We start from the raw sequence: 16,932 nt of genomic DNA, 5'->3' as shown, positions 1-16,932 counted from the left end.
CATCCCGTCGTTTCTGTTTCTGACCGACATTCCGTGCCCTGTCGGGCTGGAAACGTTGCCGAGGCTCACCGGCATTCGTTCCCACGTCTCACCTACGCAGCCAACCTGTAGTTCTTCGACTGGGCGGCGATGGTGTGGTTGCGGGTGGGGACCAGGGTGCCGTCCACGATGAGGACGGTGTCCTTGGCGAACCGCTTGCGGGAGCGGAGAGCGGGCATCGGCCCGAGGTGGTCGATGATGCGATCCGCAGCCGACTTCGAAACCCCGAACAGCGAAGCAAGCTCCCGCATCGTCAGGTTCGTGCACCAGTAAGCCGCGACCAGAAGTGCCCGCTCCTCCAGCGGAAGGCTCCCATGGCCAGCCCTTGCGGACCGCCTCCGCACCCTCGTGCCGCAGAACCGTCACCAGCTGGCCGAACTGCCGCGGGCTCAGCCCGGTGAAGGGGGCTATCCAGGAGGGCTCCGCCGCCGTGATCACACCAGCCACACCAAGATCATCCCAGTTGCCGAGGCTGACCTGTGTCCTCGATCCTGTGAGCTCGGCAAGCAGGAGGGCACATGGGGCTGGTTCTTTTCCCGGGCGATGGAGACAACAGCAGTCCGGATGTCTCCTGGTCCTACAGCGGCTTTGCCGCGTTCCGGCGGTGCCTGGCCGAGGCCGAGGGGTTCGTCCTCTCCGAGATGTGGGGCTTCGGCGGCGAGCGCCCGTGGAGCGAGGTGTCCACCGCTCTTGAGCCACTCCTCGATCATCCAGATGCCGGCGGTGACGACCTCTCGCCCGCCGAGTGCGCGTCGATTCTGGTCCGGCTGGAGGCGATCACCGACCAGTGGGCACGGGAGGAAGGTGACCAGCTCCTCCAGCAGCACATCGAGGACGCCCGCCAGCTGGCGGGCGTCCTGCGGCTCTGCATCGAGAAGGACGTCCCGCTGGCCTTCCTCTGAAGCCCACCAACCACGGAACCCACTTACGGGACAGCCCTTTGGCAGGTTCTCGTGCGGATGCTGCATGACATGCTGGATCCGGTGTTCTCCATTGTGGCCCGGTCCGTGGCCCAGGCCTTCACGGCTCCGGTGGGTATCTACGGACATTCAACCGATCAAGGAGAACGACGGAGGGCTGCTCCGTGCGTAACCGCAGGCGTCCACACCGGCCCGGCCATCGCCTGCACCACCCTTCACCTGCGGTGCCACGCCAACGTCGACGCTGTGGGCGAGCAGGTGGTGCGGGCGGCGGCGATGGCGACGGCCCGCAGCGTGCCTGACCGCGAAACGCCTCCCGACAGGCGCATGGTGGGGGGTTATGGACGTGGACGCGGTGATCGCGGAGCTGTACGGGCTGCCGCCGGCGGAGTTCATCGCGGCCCGCGACGCGTACGCCGCCCAGGCCCGCCGGGACAAGGACGCCGCCACCGCGCACCGGATCACCGCACTCCGGAAACCGACCCTCGCCGTATGGGCGGCGAACCTCCTCGCCCGCACCCACCCCCAAGAGGCCGAATCCCTCATCAAACTGGGCGGCGAGCTGCAGCGCGCGCACCGCAACCTCGACGGCGCCCAACTGCGCACGCTCTCCCACCAGCAGCACCAGGTCATCACCGCACTCGCCCGCGAAGCCGCCGGCCTCGCCACCGCCGCGGGCGAACGCATCACCGACCCCGTCCTGCGACAGCTCGAACAGCTCCTCCACGACCTGCTCACCGACCCCGACGCCGCCACCGATTGGATGGCCGGACACCTGGCCACGGCACCCGCTCCCACCGACGGATTCACCGGACTCGAACCCGCTCCCGGCGCCCGCCCGCCGAAGGAGCCCCAACATCCCCCGGCCTGCCCTCAGGCAGAAGAACCGCCCGCGCCGGCAAAGCAGGCAAAGCAGAAGCCGTATGACGACCAGGCTCGTGCCCGGCACGCCCGCCGGGAAGCCGCCGAGCGCGAGGCCGAGGCTGCCCGGATCGCCGAAGCCCAGACCCAGACCGCGCTGGCCGAGGCCACAGCCAGTCTCAGCACGGCACAGGCGAACGCAGCGGACCTTCGCGAACAGCTTGCCGACCTCCGCGCACGCTCGGCGGCCGCCGACAAGGAGGAGCGGGCCGCCGCCAGGCGGCACCGGGAGGCAGCGCAGGCAGCACGGCAGGCCCGCAAGCGTGCCGAGGCAGCAATTCGGCGACTGAACGCCTCACCACCGCCATGACCGGCACGGAAGGCCAGCGTCACGTCCCTGCTGCGCCGCTGTACGGTCATCGCCGTGGTCGATCCACGCTGCCGCGGGCGCCGGTTCCTGGTGTGGTCCCTTCATGAAGGGACCGGCCGATGCTCCGCTCCGCGCGACGAAAAGGGCCCATCACTTGGGCATCTGAACGCCCTGGATGTGACCGCAGTGTCGGCCATGTGGGCGGACGGTGCGCGGGTGCGGTGCCGGCGGCCGTCTCCCGGCCCCGCAAACGCGAGCGCAAGGGGCGGATGGAGCAGCCGCAGCTGCGGACGGGATCGGCCTGTGGTGGCATCGGTCGGATGGAGGACCCCTTCGTCGGCTGCGAGTCGGCACTGCTGGCCGTGGCGGGCTCGGTGGACCGGGACGCCGCGCGCCGCGCTGTGGCTTCCCGTGCCACCGGGGCCGCGGACCTGAGAGCGCTGTTGGACATGCTCGGTCTGCGGCCCGAGCACGATCCACCGGAAGAGCACTGCGCGCGCTGACCGGCACACCTGCAGGTTTCGGATGGCTCGGCGTCGCAGCCGTCCGATTCCGGGCCGCCCGCCCGAAGCTGCCGCGCCCAGGGCGGCCTGTGTCCGGTGTGCATGGGGATTCGTAGCCAGCCCGCCCCGGGGAGCGCCCGATGGCATGGCCAAGAGCTAAACCTAATGCTCACCTGTGCGCCGGCCCCGCGGACGGGACAGCAGCGCGTCCCGCCCACCCGCTTTCCACCTTGCCCACCACGGTCCTGCGGATGCCGAGGCGGACCGCGGCCTGGTCGGGGCCAAAGGGGACGTGCCGGTCGAGGAGGGCTGGCAGGTCGCGGCGGCGCGCGAGGGCAGCCATCTTGTCCCGGGTGGACGTCGGATCGGGCCTGAGTACACGTACCCAGGCGCAGGATGAGTGCGTGCGCGGATGGGCGCTGGCCTGCACGGACGCCAGAGTGGGGGCTTGCCGATGGAAAGGGATTTGTATGAGCAGCATTTCCATGCCGCGGGTCAGGTACAGGGCCGTGGCGGTCGCCGCTGCCGCGCTGGCGCTGGGAAGCGTTGTCACAACCACAACGGCGGCGCAAGCCGACAGCGCCCAGGGCTACATCACCGGGTCCGGGGCCGTCACCGACGACTGGGCCGATGAGGGCCTTCTCTCCACGACCCAGCACGCCAACAGCGGAGCGACGGGTGTCTGGCAGGCCATTCTCTACAACGACGGGTTCCTGAACGCGTCGGACATCGACTGCAAATTCGGCCCGCGCACGGCCGAGGCCACCCGGAAGTGGCAGGCGAAGTACCTCGGCGCGTCACAGGCTGATGGCGTCGTCGGCCCGAAGACGTTCGGCAAGGCGTCCAGCTGGCTGAGCGAATACGCTTGGGCCGGCACGTGGACTGGCGTCGAGTACGACGCCGAGATCAGCCTGGCGTACCGGATGAGCTTCGAGCGCGACAACGCGACGGGCCGCTACAGCTTCTACAAAGCGCCGGGTGTGCGCGTCGTAGCCGACTACAACTCGATGGGTGGCTGCTGAGGGCAGTTCCGACCCAGGCTGATCACCACCCGCAACCCCGCGAGTCCGCACCTCATGGGCTGCGGCTCGCCGTGGTGTTCCGGCGCAGCAGATACATGGACCGTCCGGGGCGGACGGTCCCGCAGAGCTCGGCGCGCTCTCGCGATTGCGGGGGAATTGCCGCCTCGACGTCCCCGGGTCAAGCAGTGTCGGCGGGGCAGCAGGGTTGTTAGCATGAAGATCATCTTGATGCTGACGTGAACGGACCAGTCGCTTTCACGCAAGCGGAAACATCACATCTGGGGGAACATTTTGAAGATCAGCACGAAGCTGGCCGCCGTGGCTGCCTCAGGCGCTGCCATTGTCCTGATGACCCCGTCCGTAAGTCACGCGGACACCTGGTTCCTACTGGTGAACGGCCACAGCGGCCGTTGTCTTGAGATCGCGGACGGCAGCAGAGCCAATGGTGCGCCTGCCCAGCAGTGGAGCTGCAACGGCCAGAACGCGGCGAAGTGGCGCGTCTCATGGATCGACAGGGAGCATGTCTACTTCAAGCTCATCAACAAGGCCAGCGGAAAGTGTCTGGAAATCGAGAACTCCAGCAAAGCCGACTACGCACGGGCTCAGCAGTGGGACTGCAAGCCCAACGTCAAGGGCCAGATCTGGGGTTGGGGTACGAACGGCCGGGTAGTGAATGGCGGCAGCGCCAGGGACCTGACGATCAAGGGCAACAGCAAGGCGAACGGCGCCCGCGTTTGGCAGGACGGTACGTGGGGCAGCGTCGGCTACGCCTCTCGATGGAACCGCCTCCCCGCCGGTAACTGAACAATCCCCACCACCACTATGACGGGCCATTGATGCAGTGCCTGGGCTGGCCCTTTGACCTGGGTGTGTTCAGGTTAACCTCGATCTTTCGTGACGGTCCGTCGGCTTCATCGGCGGGCCGTTGGAGCCGGCGACGGCGAGGGTTGCGTTGGTTGAGCTGGGTCTGTGGTGTCGGTACTTGAGCGGCCGTCGGCCGGCGGCTGGCTCGGAGTCCGTGTCGCCGTCGCGCGTGCTGTGGTGTCAGTGGCTGTACCGGCCGCGGTTGTGCCGCGTTGCCAGGCCCTGTGGTGTCTGTTGGTGTTGGGTGTGTGGCGGCTCGGCCGGGTTTGGGCCCGGCCGAGCCGTGGTGTCGGGTCAGCCGATGGTGAGGAAGGTGTTCCAGCCGTCCTCGTCGCGGCCGCTCGCGCCCCCGATCGCTGTCCGCGAGCCCAGGAAGAGGAACTGGCTGGCGTCGGTGCCGGTGGCCCAGACATCGGGGATGCCGTCGCCGTTCGTGTCCGGTGTTCCGAGGATCATGGGGCGTTCGGCCCTGCTCCAGGACGTGGTGGCGTAGGTGTAGTCCTGGCCGCCTTCGGCGTTGGCGGCGGACTGCAGGGAGGTGATGTCGACGCCGCCGTTCGTTCCGGCCTTGCCCTTGCGCAGGACGAGTCCGCGGCTGGCGTTGGCGTCGTCCCGGTACAGCAGGTCGGGGATGTTGTCGCCGGAGATGTCGCGGACCCCGACGATGTCGCGGGGGGCCCAGACGGCTGCGAGTTTCTTGTAGGAGGTGAAGCTCGCGCCGGTCCAGCCGTTGAAGAACCAGAAGCCGCCTGCGGTGTCGAGGGCGAACATGTCGGCCAGGCCGTCTCCGGTGATGTCCTCGGTGGCCACGATCTGCCGGAAGGTTGCGGGGTCGGGTGCGTTCGCGGGGAGGAGGACCTGCAGGCGGCGGCCGACGTCGAACTGTCCGGTGCCGGTGCCGGGGTAGACGTAGAGCTTGCCGTCGTCGGGCATGCGGGCGATGAGGTCGGTGATGCCGTCGCCCGGGTACCAGTCGGTGGAGTGGGCGATCAGGGCCCGCCTGCCGCCTGCGTCCTTCCAGTAGCCGGGTGCGATGGTCATGCCGTCCTTGACGGCGCCGGGGATGTAGGCGTCGGTGTCGCCGCGGTCGTCGCCCGCGTAGGTGCGCAGGTTGCCCTGGCTGTCGACGGCCAGGAGGTCGGGGTGGCCGTCGCCGGTGACGTCGCCGGGCGTGTCCTGGACGGCGCCGGGGGTGACGTAGAAGAGGTACTCGGTCTGCGGGGAGATGTTGCCCGACTTGGTGACGGTGCGGGCGTAGAGGACGTTGGGGCCGGCCGTGTTGACCTGGAGCTTGAGCTCGGCGGTGCCGTCGGCTGCCGGTGCGGCCTTCTGGTCCCACGCGGGGCGGTTCAGGCTCCACTGGTACTCGCGGATGTCTGCGGCCGCGGCCCCGTTGCCCAGCAGCTTGATCACCTGGTCCTTGGTGCCGGCCGGGTTGATGCTCCACGTGGGCGCGGGATTGTTGTCGCGGTTGGCGCCGGGGAAGTCGGTCGAGCTCACGCCCGGGGCCGGCGGGACGACGTGGTCGACGGTGAAGGTGCACCAGCCGCCGCCACCGGAGTCCAGGGGGCCGCTGCCGGGCGAGCCGACGCCGTCATAGTCGACCGCGCGGGAGAGCCAGTAGTACTTCCTGCCGGAAGTGAACCTTCCCATGGGGATTTCGCTGGTGACCACGCCGTCGCTGTTGACGGGGATCCACTGGTTGTGGATCGGCTGTCCGCTCTCGGCGTCCCACACCTCGATCTGCAGTTGGTTGAGGTTGGGGAGGCCGTCGCGGTCGTTGCCCTTGACCTGGAAGGTGATGTTCGTCTTTCCGATGCTGGTGCCCGGGCCGGTGGTCACGCAGGGGCCGCCCGGGTAGGTGCTCATGTTCGCCGCGATCGGGACGTCCGGCGGCGTGGTGTATGTGATGTCGAGGTAGGGGGCGTACTCGCCGTTGGCGAGGAGCTTCTTCCAGTAGTACGAGTCCGACTCGTTCGGGGCGGCGAAGCCGAGGGAGAGCGCGCCCCACCGGCTGTTCGCCGCGTCGGCGACGAGGCCGGTGATGTCCGGGGCGACCCAGTTGTCGGGGCAGGAGCTGTTGTAGCCGTAGCCGGCGGTCTCGGTGGCCACCTTCCGGGTCCAGTAGGAGGCCGTGTTGTTCCAGGTGCTCGACGACGTGATGTAGGGCGTCGAGTAGATGTCCATCGCCTTGCGGTCACACGACCAGGAGTAGGTCTGCAGCGCGTACACGGCGGCGCGCTTGATCGCGGTGCCGTGGAGTTCGGTGCCGAAGTCGAAGTTGAAGATGGAACGGGACGTGCCGCCGGTGGTGGATTCGTACCCCACGCGCGCTTCGTTCGTGCCGCTGGCGTTGTAGTTCTGCCCGTTGTAGAAGCTGGAATTGCCCTCCGTCTTGTAGAGGAGGGTCCAGGCGTGCTTGTGCCCCTTGAAGGAGGGGTCGAGGAAGACCGGATACACCGTCTCGGGAGCGTTCAGCAGAGAGCTGTCCGGTGTGAGGGAGAGGGTGTTCTCGGCGAGAGCGGCCTTGGCGACCTTCATGCGGGCGCCCTCCGCACCCCCCAGGCCGGCCAGTCCCAGCGTGGGGTGCTGCCGGGCTGCCTCCGACGGCTTCCAGGCGGGGCCGTTGTCGGTGGTGGCGATCTTGCCGGACGAATCCCACATCAGCGGCGACGGCGACCCCGCGACCTCCTCGCCGGCCTCGTTGCGGGCGCTGACGGCCCCGGACTCGGCATCGAGGCGGAAGGCCAGGTCGGGAGAGGACAGCCGGTACTTGAGTTCACCCAGCAGGGGGTCGGCTGCGGCCTGCCTGTCCTTGATCACCAGAACGTGCGAGTAGCCGCCGTCCTGCGCTGTCAGCACCAGGTCGATGCCGGGCCGGACGTTCTCGTACAGCGCCCGCGACCCGTCGATGACGGGTTCGGGGAGTACTCCGGGCCAGCCGACGACCAGCTCGTGCCCGTCGGTGTACAACCGCACCAGCTCGGTCCAGGTCTCGGCGGGTGTGTCCTGGGTCAGGTTCAGAGATGCCCGGGACACCGCGCGGGAGGCCCGCTTCGTGCCGGCGCTGAACACGACGCGCTCGTTGACGGCCTTCGGTGCGAAACCGCCCTCCACCCGCTCCAGACGGGTGTCGATCGGCTTCCACTGACCGTCGACCTTCGCCCGGATCGCGGAGGCGTACACCTTCTTGCGGTACAGCCCATCGGGCTGCGCCCAGGTCGTGGTGTTCGCGGTGCGCGCGGCCGTGACCTCGACCTCCTTGCCCGTGCGTTCGGCCAGGCGACGTGCCTCCGGTGCGGCCACGGACGCATCCTCGTCCGGGCGCTTCTGAGGCGTTCCCTCGCCGACCACATGCACGCCGACAGGCAGTGCGACAGCCAGGGCCAGGAGAGCGGCAAGGCCTCCCCAGGCCCGTCGGCGCCTGAACCAGCGACGTGGCGGCGGCGCCTCAACTTCTTTACTTCCAGCCGCTGTTGGCAGGCTTTCGTCCACGGACGAATCACTGACGGACACGAGCGTCGTTCTCCCCCCTCGGGCCGCGCGCATACGGAGGCGGCCTTCGGTGCTCACTGATGCTTTTCGGCGTTCTGCCGGAATTGCGGGAGGCGCATCCGCCGTCCCTGCCTCTTGCGTGAAGAAGCGTCAGCAGAGCATGAACCATCCCGCGGACATCTTCACCTGCACTGCAGCTCGGCCGGCACACCATTGCGCCCGATTGGCGCTCTTTGTGTGAATGTATTCCGCGGCTAAAGTGACAAAGCCCACATGGAATGCGGGAACCGTAGATTTTCCGCCATCAGAGCCGCAGAATCAGCTGGCTCATTGTCAGTTTTTCTGCCGGCCGCGTGGCATCACCGCGGCGGCAGCTCGTGGGGGGTTCATATGTCGCCGTTCTCGGCGAACAATTTCTGCCTGCCCGGAAGCAGGAAGGCCCGCGCGAGACGCGCGCGCCTGGCCAGACGCACCGGCGTCACGTTGGCCGTCCTGTTGGTCACGACTCTGCTTCCGATAGAGGCTTGGGCGGCGCCACCAGGCAGCCGCACCGCCGTACAGCTACCCGACCTGCAACCGGACCTCAAAGCCGCGTTGGACAAGGTCGCAGCCGCCAAACTCCAAGGCTGGGACCCCCGACAGCCTCCGCCGTCGGCGGGCTTCGAGGCGGTCATGAAGACGCCGCCGAGCGCCGCCAGCGGTCAGGTCACACTGCAGCCGACCAGCGGCGACGTACAGGTCGGCACCCTGCCGGTCAAGATCGGCAAGGTGAAGGCCGAGGAGGGCACCACACCCCCTCCGGCACCCTCGGGTACCTGGACGGTGGGCGTCCTGTCCCGCACCGCGACCGAGGCCGCCGACATCGACGGCGCCCTGATCAAGGTCACGCCCCCGGCGGAAGGCTCCGCACCCGCCGACGTCCAGCTGGACTACACGAAGTTCAGGGACCTCTTCGGCAACGAGTGGGCGACCCGGCTGAAGATCAAGCAGTACCCCGAGTGCGTCCTCGACATACCGACCCCTCCCGAGTGCTCCATCGGCACGGACATCCCCAGCACCAACGACCCGGTGACCAAAACCGTCCGAGCGACGGTCGACCCGGCCTCCGTACCCGTACAGGGCATGCGCACGATGGCCCTGAGCAGCGGCAGCGGCGGTGGGGGAGCGACCGTCCTCGCCGCCACCGACGGTGGCGCCGGCGCAGGCGGCACCTACAAGGCAACGCCCCTGTCCCCATCGGGCACGTGGAGTGCGGGCGGCAGCGGCGGCGGGTTCTCCTGGACCTACCCGCTCACCGTTCCGGCGCCTCCTGCCGGCCCGTCCCCGAAGATCGCGTTCTCCTACTCCTCCCAGGCGGTGGACGGCAAGACGTCCGTCGCCAACGGCCAGGCCTCCTGGATCGGCGACGGCTGGGACTACAACCCCGGCTTCATCGAGCGGCGCTACCGCTCCTGCGCCGACGACCGCAGCACCACACAGGGCGCGCCCAACAACGACAACGCCACGGACAAGAAGAAGTCGGACCTCTGCTGGGCCGGCGACAACGTGGTGATGTCCTTCGGCGGATCGACCACCGAACTGGTGCACGACGGCAAGACGGGGCAGTGGATCCCCGCCTCCGACGACGGCTCCAAAATCGAAATGAAGGCCGATGCCAACAAGCCGAACGGCACGCAGAACGGCGACTACTGGGTCCTGACCACCCGTGACGGCACGCGCTACCACTTCGGCCTGCACAACGTCGGCACCCACGCCCTCGGCGACTCCGCCACGGCAACCGTCACCAACTCCGTGTTCACCGTGCCGGTCTTCGGCAACCACCCCGGAGAGCCCTGCCACAAGGCAGCCTTCGCCGACTCCTCCTGCAACCAGGCCTGGCGCTGGAACCTCGACTACGTCGAGGACCTCCACGGCAACGCCATGATCATCGACTGGGCCGGCGAAGAGAACCGCTACGCCAAAAACCAGAAGTTCAGCGACAAGTCCGGCATCTACATCCGCGGCGGGTACCCCGTCCAAATTTCGTACGGCCTGCCTGCGGACAACCTCGCGGCAGCTCCGGCCGCTCGGGTCGACTTCAAGGTCGACGAACGCTGCCTGGATGAGAGCAAGTGCGTCGACACGAACTTCCAGTCCAAGAACTACGCCGACAAGCAGGCGTGGTGGGACACCCCCGCCACGCTGTTCTGCAAGAAGGACGCGGAGAACTGCTACATCGGCTCCCCCACCTTCTGGTCCCGCAAGCGCCTCACCGCCGTCACCACGCTCGCGCAGCGCACCGAGGGCTCCACGGCACTGGCCAAGGTCGACCAGTGGTCACTGGCCCAGACCTTCCCCAAGCAGCGCACCGACTCGCATCCCCCGCTGTGGCTGGACTCCATCACCCGAACGGGATTCGGGAACAAGCCCGACCAGACGGCCGTGACCCTTCCGCCGGTGACGTTCATCGCCAACGCCGTCGACATGCCCAACCGTGTCGCCGCCAGCATTGACGAGAAGACACCGGAGTTCGACCGGCTGCGCGTGCAGACCATCCGCACCGAGACGGGCGGCGAGATATCCGTCGACTACTCCGCCCCGTGCAAGGTGGGCGACCCCCATCCGGCACCCGACAAGAACAACACCCTCTGCTTCCCCGTCCACTGGTCCCCCGACAGCGACCTGGAGAAGCCGCCGCTCGCCTGGTTCAACAAGTACCTGGTCACAAAGGTCACCGAGAAGGACCGCGTCGCCCGCCAGGCCGATGTGGTCACCGCCTACGACTACGAGGGCGACCCCGCCTGGGCCAAGGAAGACGACGAATTCACCAAGCCCGAGCTGCGCACCTACAGCCAGTGGCGCGGCTACGCCAGCGTGAAGACGACGAAGGGCGCAGCAACCGAGGCCACCGGCCCTGAGGCAGCCGAGCAGTCCCAGACCCGTAACCGCTACTTCCGCGGCATGTCCAAGGACGCCGGCCGCGAAGAGATCAAGGTCAAGGACTCCACCGGCACCCAAGACCTCGGCGAAGACCTGCCCCACTACCAGGGCCGCGCCTTCGAGACCATCACCTACCACAAGGCCGGCGGCAGCATCGCCGCCCGCTCCCTGACCTGGCCCTGGAGCCAGGAAACCGCATCCCGTGACCGCCCCGGCACGACCGCCCTCAAGGCCTACCGCTCCGGCAACGCACGCACCGACGCACTCCAGACCACCAGCAAGGGCACCCGGACGGTCCGCACGCTCTACTTCCACGAGCCGAATCAGGGCGAGACCGACTACGGCCTCATCAACAAGGTCCAGACCGACGCCATCGAACCCGCAACCGACGGCAGCGGCCCGAAGACCATCAGCCAGACCTGCGCGACCACGACCTACGTCCACAACCCCGCCAACAACCTGATCGGCCTGCCGCAGCAAATCCGCACCACTGCCGGCGACTGCGCCCAGGCGGGCACCGGCGCGCTGATCTCCGCCTCCCGTACCTCCTACGACGCCCTCGACGCGTTCGGTACCGCCCCCACCAAGGGCCTCGTCCGCCAGGTCGACACCAACGACGAGGCCGGCACCGGCTGGGTCACCACCGCACGCACCGAATACGACCAGCTCGGCCGCCCGGTCAAGGTCCTCGACGCCGTCGGCAACGCGGTGTCGACGGCCTACAGCCCGGCCACCGGCCCGGTCTACTCCGTGACCGGCACCAACGCGCTCGGGCACACGACCACCACCAAGTTCGACCCCGGCCGCGGCACACCGCTCGAGGACACCGACGCCAACGGGCGCAAGACCACAACCGCGTACGACGCACTGGGCCGCTCCACCGCCGTGTGGACCCCCTCCCAGAAGCTCACCGACAAGGCCGCCTTCACCTTCAGCTACCAGATCGACCCCGACAAGCTCCCGGTCGTCTCCAGCGGAACCCTGCAGGACGACGGCACGTACACCAAGACCATCGCGATCTACGACGGACTGCTCCGCCCCCGTCAGACCCAGGGCGAGGCTCCCGGCGGCGGCCGCCTGATCACCGACACCTTCCACAACTCGCAAGGCGCGGTCCGGCGGACCGACAACGGCTACCACGCCGACGGCGACCCGGAGATGAAGATCTTCGTGCCGGAGTCGATGACCGCCGTTCCCAACTCCACACAGGCGGCCTACGACGGCCTCGGCCGACCGGTCCGCACCACCACGCTCCACAACGGCGACGAGCAGTACTCCTCCACGGCCCAATACACCGGTGACACGACCCTCACCCGGTCGGCGATGGACGCCAAGGGTGAGAGCCCCCTCGCGGGCAGCCGCGCCACGAGGACCTCGACCGACGCCCTGGGCCGCACCTCCGCAGTCGAATACGCGACGTCGACCGATGTCGGCAGCACCACCTGGAACAGGACGGAGTACACCTACGACCACCGCAACAAGCTGACCGCGGTCAAGGACGCCGCCGGCAACCAGTGGACGTACACCTACGACGCCCGCGGCCGCATGACCTCCTCCACCGACCCGGACACCGGCCCGTCCTCCTTCGGCTTCGACAAGCTCGACCAGCAGATCTGGGCCAAGGACTCCAGCGGCCGCACCCAGCACACCGTCTACGACGCACTCGGCCGCGCCACCCAGCTTCGCGAAGACTCCCCGACCGGACCCCTCGTCGCCTCCTGGACCTTCGACACCCTTCCGGGCGGCAAGGGCAAGCCGGTCGCATCCATCCGCCACGAGGGCACCAACCAGTACAAGACCGAGGTCACCGGCTACGACAGCGAGTACCGGCCCACCGGCTCGCGGATCACGATCCCGAACACCACCGCCACGACAGGCCTCGCCGGCACCTACGCCTACACCACCACCTACACCCCGACCGGCAAGGTCCAATCCACGACCCTGCCCGCCACCCCCGGCGGCCTGGCCGCCGAAAAACTGATCACCCGCTACAACCGCGACGGCATGCCCCAGAGCATGTCCGGCCTGAACTGGTACACCGCCGAAACCGTCTACAGCTCCTTCGGGCAGGTCCTGCGCACCGCTTCCGGCAGCGCGCCGAACCGCGTGTGGACCACCAACAGGTTCGACCCGAGCACCGGCATGCTCACCCAGTCCACCAGCGACCGCGAGAAGACCGGCTCCAACCGGATCAGCGACGTCTCCTACACGTACGACATCGCGGGCAACATCACCGCCGTCTCCGACACCCGCGGCGACGGCACCACCGACCGCGAGTGCTACGCCTACAACCCGATGGGCCAGCTCGCCCACGCCTGGACCGGCAAGACGTGCGCGAGCCCCACGCTCGCCGACGTCGCCCCCGGACCGGACAACGACGGGTTCTGGCAGGAGTACGGCTTCGACTCCATCGGCAACCGCACCCGCCTCGTCGAACACGATTTCACCGACAAGGCCCTGGACGACGAGACCGCCTACCGCTACGAGGGCTCCCAGCCCCACGCACTGACCAAGGTGGAGAAGACCAGCCGCAAGCGGGGCGCGACGCCCGAGTCCATATCGACGGTCAACTCCATATCCACCTACACCTACGACGCATCAGGCAACACCACCAGCCGCACCATCGGCGGCGACAAGCAGGACCTGACCTGGGACCGCCGCAACAAGCTGAAATCGGCGTCCAGCCCCGGCATCGGCGCTGTCACCGTCACCGGCCTGTCCGGCAAGTGCCTCGACGCCGAGGACGGAAACCCCTCGGCCGACACCCCGGTCCAGCTGATGTCCTGCAAGCAGACCAAGGCCCAGCAGTGGCGCTTCACCGGCGACACCGTCCAGGCCCTGGGCAAGTGCCTGACCGCCAGGAACGGCAAGGCCGTCCTCGCTCCCTGCAACGGCTCCGACGACCAGAAGTTCAGCTACCGCGTCGGTGACAAGTCCCTGTACAGCACCGCTGCCACGGCCTGCCTCGACGTCACCGGAGGCAACGCCACCGACGGCACGGACCTGATCTTCCACACCTGCGCCAGCGGCGCCGCAAACCAGCAGTGGAAGCTCGCCGACAACACGACCAGCTACCTCTACGACGCCAACGGAAACCGCCTCATCGAGGAAACTGGCAGCTCCCGGACCCTCTACCTCGGCGAAACCGAGATCACCGTCAACCTGGCCGGCCAGGCCGTCGACGCCGCCCGCTACTACAGCAGCCCCGGCGCCCCGACCACCGTCCGCCGCACCAACGGCAAGACCACCGGCCACAACCTGTCGGTCCTGCTCGCCGACCACCACAACACCGCCACCACCACCGTCGACATGGCAGGCGACCAGCAGGTCACCCGCCGCAAGTCCGACCCCTACGGCAACCCCCGCGGCGCCCAGCCCGGCAACTGGCCCGGCAACCGCACCTTCCTCGGCACAGGAGTCGACGACACCAGCACGGGCCTGACCCACATCGGCGCCCGCGAATACGAATCCACCACCGGCCGCTTCATCAGCGTCGACCCGATCATCGACATCACCGACCCGATGCAGATGAACGGCTACACCTACGCCAGCGGCAACCCCGTCATGAGATCCGACCCAACGGGCCTCAAGGACGACAACTGCGCCTACCACCCGAACTGCTCCGCGAACGGCGGCACACTCGACGAGCGCAACTACGACGCAATCGGCGGGGGAGGCGGCGGCAGCGACGAACGCGACAGCCTGGACGCCCCGAACTACACCCCCTCAAACAGGGACGGGCGGGACCACAAGACCAAGAGCTGCGGCTTCTTCTCGAAGTGCAACTGGAACAAGACGGTCAACAGCACCAAGAAGTTCCTGTACGAGAACAGGGTGGTGATCGCCTCGATCACCACCGAGATCGTCGTCGGAACGGCTTGCCTCGCCGCCGCGGGCGCAGCAGGCGTGGCAACTGGCGGTATCGGCTTCGCCGCAGCAGCCGGCTGCGGGGCCATCGCAGGAGCCGCAGGCGCAGCCGTGGCCAACCTCATGGACCCCAACGCCGACCACAGCACCATGGGCGTCCTGAAGGACATGGGCAGCGGCGCTCTATGGGGCGCAGCAGGCGGCGCAGCAGGCGCAGCGGCCGCCCCAGCCGTCGCAGCAATAGGCAAGGCCATCGGCAAGGGAGTCGGCCAGCTCCTCTCCAAGGCCGCACCCAAGAGCGGACGCGGTGCCGCATGTCCGATCGGGAACAGCTTCACCTCAGGAACGCTGGTCCTGATGGCAGACGGCACCACCAGGCCGATCGAGAAGCTCGAACCCGGTGACAAGGTGCTCGCCACCGACCCCGAAACCGGAGAAACGGTCACCAGGGACGTCACAGCCACAATCCTCGGTGAAGGAGGGAAAAACCTCGTCGAGGTGACGGTCGCAAACGGCGAAACCGACACTGCCTCCGAAGTCATAACCGCCACCGACAAACACCCGTTCTGGGTAGTGGACCTCGCCAAGTGGGTCGACGCCACAGACCTCCAGCCTGGCCAGTGGCTCCGCACCAGCGCCGGAACCCACGTTCAGATAACAGCGGTCAAGCGCCACGCAGCGCAGCAGGCCACGGTTCACAACCTCACTGTCGCCGACCTCCACACGTACTACGTGCTCGCCGGTAAGAAGCCCGTCCTGGTCCACAACTGTGGAATTGGGCCAAGCGGCCTGATTGATCTTGATAAGGCGGCTCAATCCGGGTCTGCTACGGACAAGGGTGCATGGTCTTTCGCTGGCCGCGCTCTGCAGAAGCACGCCAATCGCGCTGGAACCGGCCCTAACTGGCCAAGGCCAACTGGTGCTCAGAATCCTGCTGCTTGGAATGAGGCAGGGCAGACGATGCTTCATGAGATTCTGACAAGCCCTGATTCGATCGCTCATCTTGGCCATGGCCGGGTCGGGGGAGTGTGGCAGGACACGCTCGATGTGCGCCTTCCGAACGGGCTCGGGGCCAGGTTCGACCTGAACGGCACCTTCTCGGGATTCTTGGACTAAGGTGTTCTCGTGCGATATGAGGAATTCGACGGACGTCGAGTGCAGATCATCGACATCGATGATGTCAGTGGTGAGCGGGTATTGGAGTTTGTTGACTCCAATGCCGAGGAAGTGGGTGCCGTTCTCGCTGTGTATAATACTTCCGATGAGTGGTCGAATGCCAGAGTAAGTATCAGTCCAAGAGTCGACGGAGTTTCTGTCGAATTTATGGATTGGGCTCTGCGGCATGCTCGGCAGATAATGCAGGCTCCAGGGTCGTGACGGCCGCCCGTGGCGCTGGATGGCCATGATTGTTGGCCCGCGTTGCCGTCATAGTCAGGAACGGCAATCAACTCATAACAGGCTACCCAAAGGACGTCCCGATCGAATCCTGGCTTGAATGTGCAGTGTGCAATAACGGGCTTCTCGCATTCGTGATCCGCGTGGACGTGCATCACCTATGCTTGGAATGTGACGAATGCTTGTCAGGATTTACAGTCATTTCCGAAAAGGGTGTTGCGGGCCATTTCTGGACCGATCAGGTGGACTGGGAAATCCGCCCGTCAAGCCTCTCTGAGGTCCTGACTGCGGGACTCGAATGGAGCGTCAGGAACGACGGCCGGTAGTTTCTGACGGCTATTGCAGGCGGTCCGGATCGGCGCTGCCGAGGCTGGCGCACAAGAATGTCGCCGGGGAGCGGTTCGAAACCACTCCCCGGCGACATCGGCGTCTGTGGCTTGACGCCGGTCATGTCGTCCTCGGTGACCGCTTCGCCGGTAACAGCCCGCAGCAGGTGTCGTTGAAAGGGTGGGCAGTTGCGGTACCGCGGGCTTGGCGAGCTGGGGTGTTGCAGGTCGTGTGAGTGGGCGTTAAGTTCGATCTTCCTCGGTTCGTGATCGCTCGATCGTGGTACTGATCGCGGTCCGGACCGCCTCGTGGGCATGTCCATGTTGAGATGCGGGGCGTGAAGAGAGAGC

The 16,932-nt window shown here is 67.3% G+C and carries 7 protein-coding genes and 1 pseudogene; 6 read left to right on the top strand and 2 right to left on the bottom strand.

Features of this window, described 5'->3' with window-relative positions:
* Window positions 1-104: 104 nt before the first annotated feature.
* Window positions 105-486, bottom strand: a pseudogene (locus tag AC068A_RS30030) (transposase family protein); the annotation flags it as partial.
* Between the two features lie 71 nt (window positions 487-557).
* On the opposite strand from AC068A_RS30030, the gene AC068A_RS30025 reads away from it, so the two are divergent.
* From AC068A_RS30025 to AC068A_RS30005, 5 genes are all read left to right on the top strand, one after another.
* Entirely contained in the window at window positions 558-941 is a 384-nt protein-coding gene (locus tag AC068A_RS30025) for a hypothetical protein (RefSeq protein ID WP_478589406.1), read from the top strand.
* A gap of 358 nt (window positions 942-1,299) precedes the next feature.
* Complete coding sequence (locus AC068A_RS30020; RefSeq protein WP_478589405.1) at window positions 1,300-2,190, top strand: hypothetical protein; 891 nt, start codon at window positions 1,300-1,302, stop codon at window positions 2,188-2,190.
* 197 nt (window positions 2,191-2,387) lie between these two features.
* Complete coding sequence (locus tag AC068A_RS30015) at window positions 2,388-2,693, top strand: hypothetical protein (protein WP_478589404.1); 306 nt, start codon at window positions 2,388-2,390, stop codon at window positions 2,691-2,693.
* A gap of 470 nt (window positions 2,694-3,163) precedes the next feature.
* On the top strand, window positions 3,164-3,715 hold the full coding sequence (locus tag AC068A_RS30010; RefSeq protein WP_478589403.1) for a peptidoglycan-binding domain-containing protein: 552 nt from the start codon (window positions 3,164-3,166) through the stop codon (window positions 3,713-3,715).
* A gap of 291 nt (window positions 3,716-4,006) precedes the next feature.
* The gene (locus tag AC068A_RS30005; protein ID WP_478589402.1) at window positions 4,007-4,519 is read left to right on the top strand and encodes an RICIN domain-containing protein; all 513 of its coding nucleotides are present in this window, start codon (window positions 4,007-4,009) and stop codon (window positions 4,517-4,519) included.
* 354 nt (window positions 4,520-4,873) lie between these two features.
* On the opposite strand, the gene AC068A_RS30000 is transcribed toward AC068A_RS30005, so the two are convergent.
* Window positions 4,874-7,885, bottom strand: coding sequence for a DNRLRE domain-containing protein (locus tag AC068A_RS30000; protein ID WP_478589401.1), 3,012 nt, complete (start codon window positions 7,883-7,885; stop codon window positions 4,874-4,876).
* A gap of 783 nt (window positions 7,886-8,668) precedes the next feature.
* Between AC068A_RS30000 and AC068A_RS29995 the strand changes: the two genes are divergently transcribed.
* Complete coding sequence (locus AC068A_RS29995) at window positions 8,669-15,976, top strand: ricin-type beta-trefoil lectin domain protein (RefSeq protein ID WP_478589400.1); 7,308 nt, start codon at window positions 8,669-8,671, stop codon at window positions 15,974-15,976.
* The last annotated feature ends 956 nt before the right edge of the window (window positions 15,977-16,932 follow it).

It is taken from the genome of Streptomyces sp. NPDC043854 (assembly GCF_056436005.1).
Note: the sequence above shows the minus strand (reverse complement) of the source record. Positions and strands in the feature narration are given on the sequence as shown.

What these genes read in the sequence shown, in the direction of transcription:
- AC068A_RS30025 (WP_478589406.1), top strand. Translation starts at nt 558, where the DNA reads ATGGGGCTGGTTCTTTTCCCGGGCGATGGAGACAACAGCAGTCCGGAT.
- AC068A_RS30020 (WP_478589405.1), top strand. Translation starts at nt 1,300, where the DNA reads ATGGACGTGGACGCGGTGATCGCGGAGCTGTACGGGCTGCCGCCGGCG.
- AC068A_RS30010 (WP_478589403.1), top strand. Translation starts at nt 3,164, where the DNA reads ATGAGCAGCATTTCCATGCCGCGGGTCAGGTACAGGGCCGTGGCGGTC.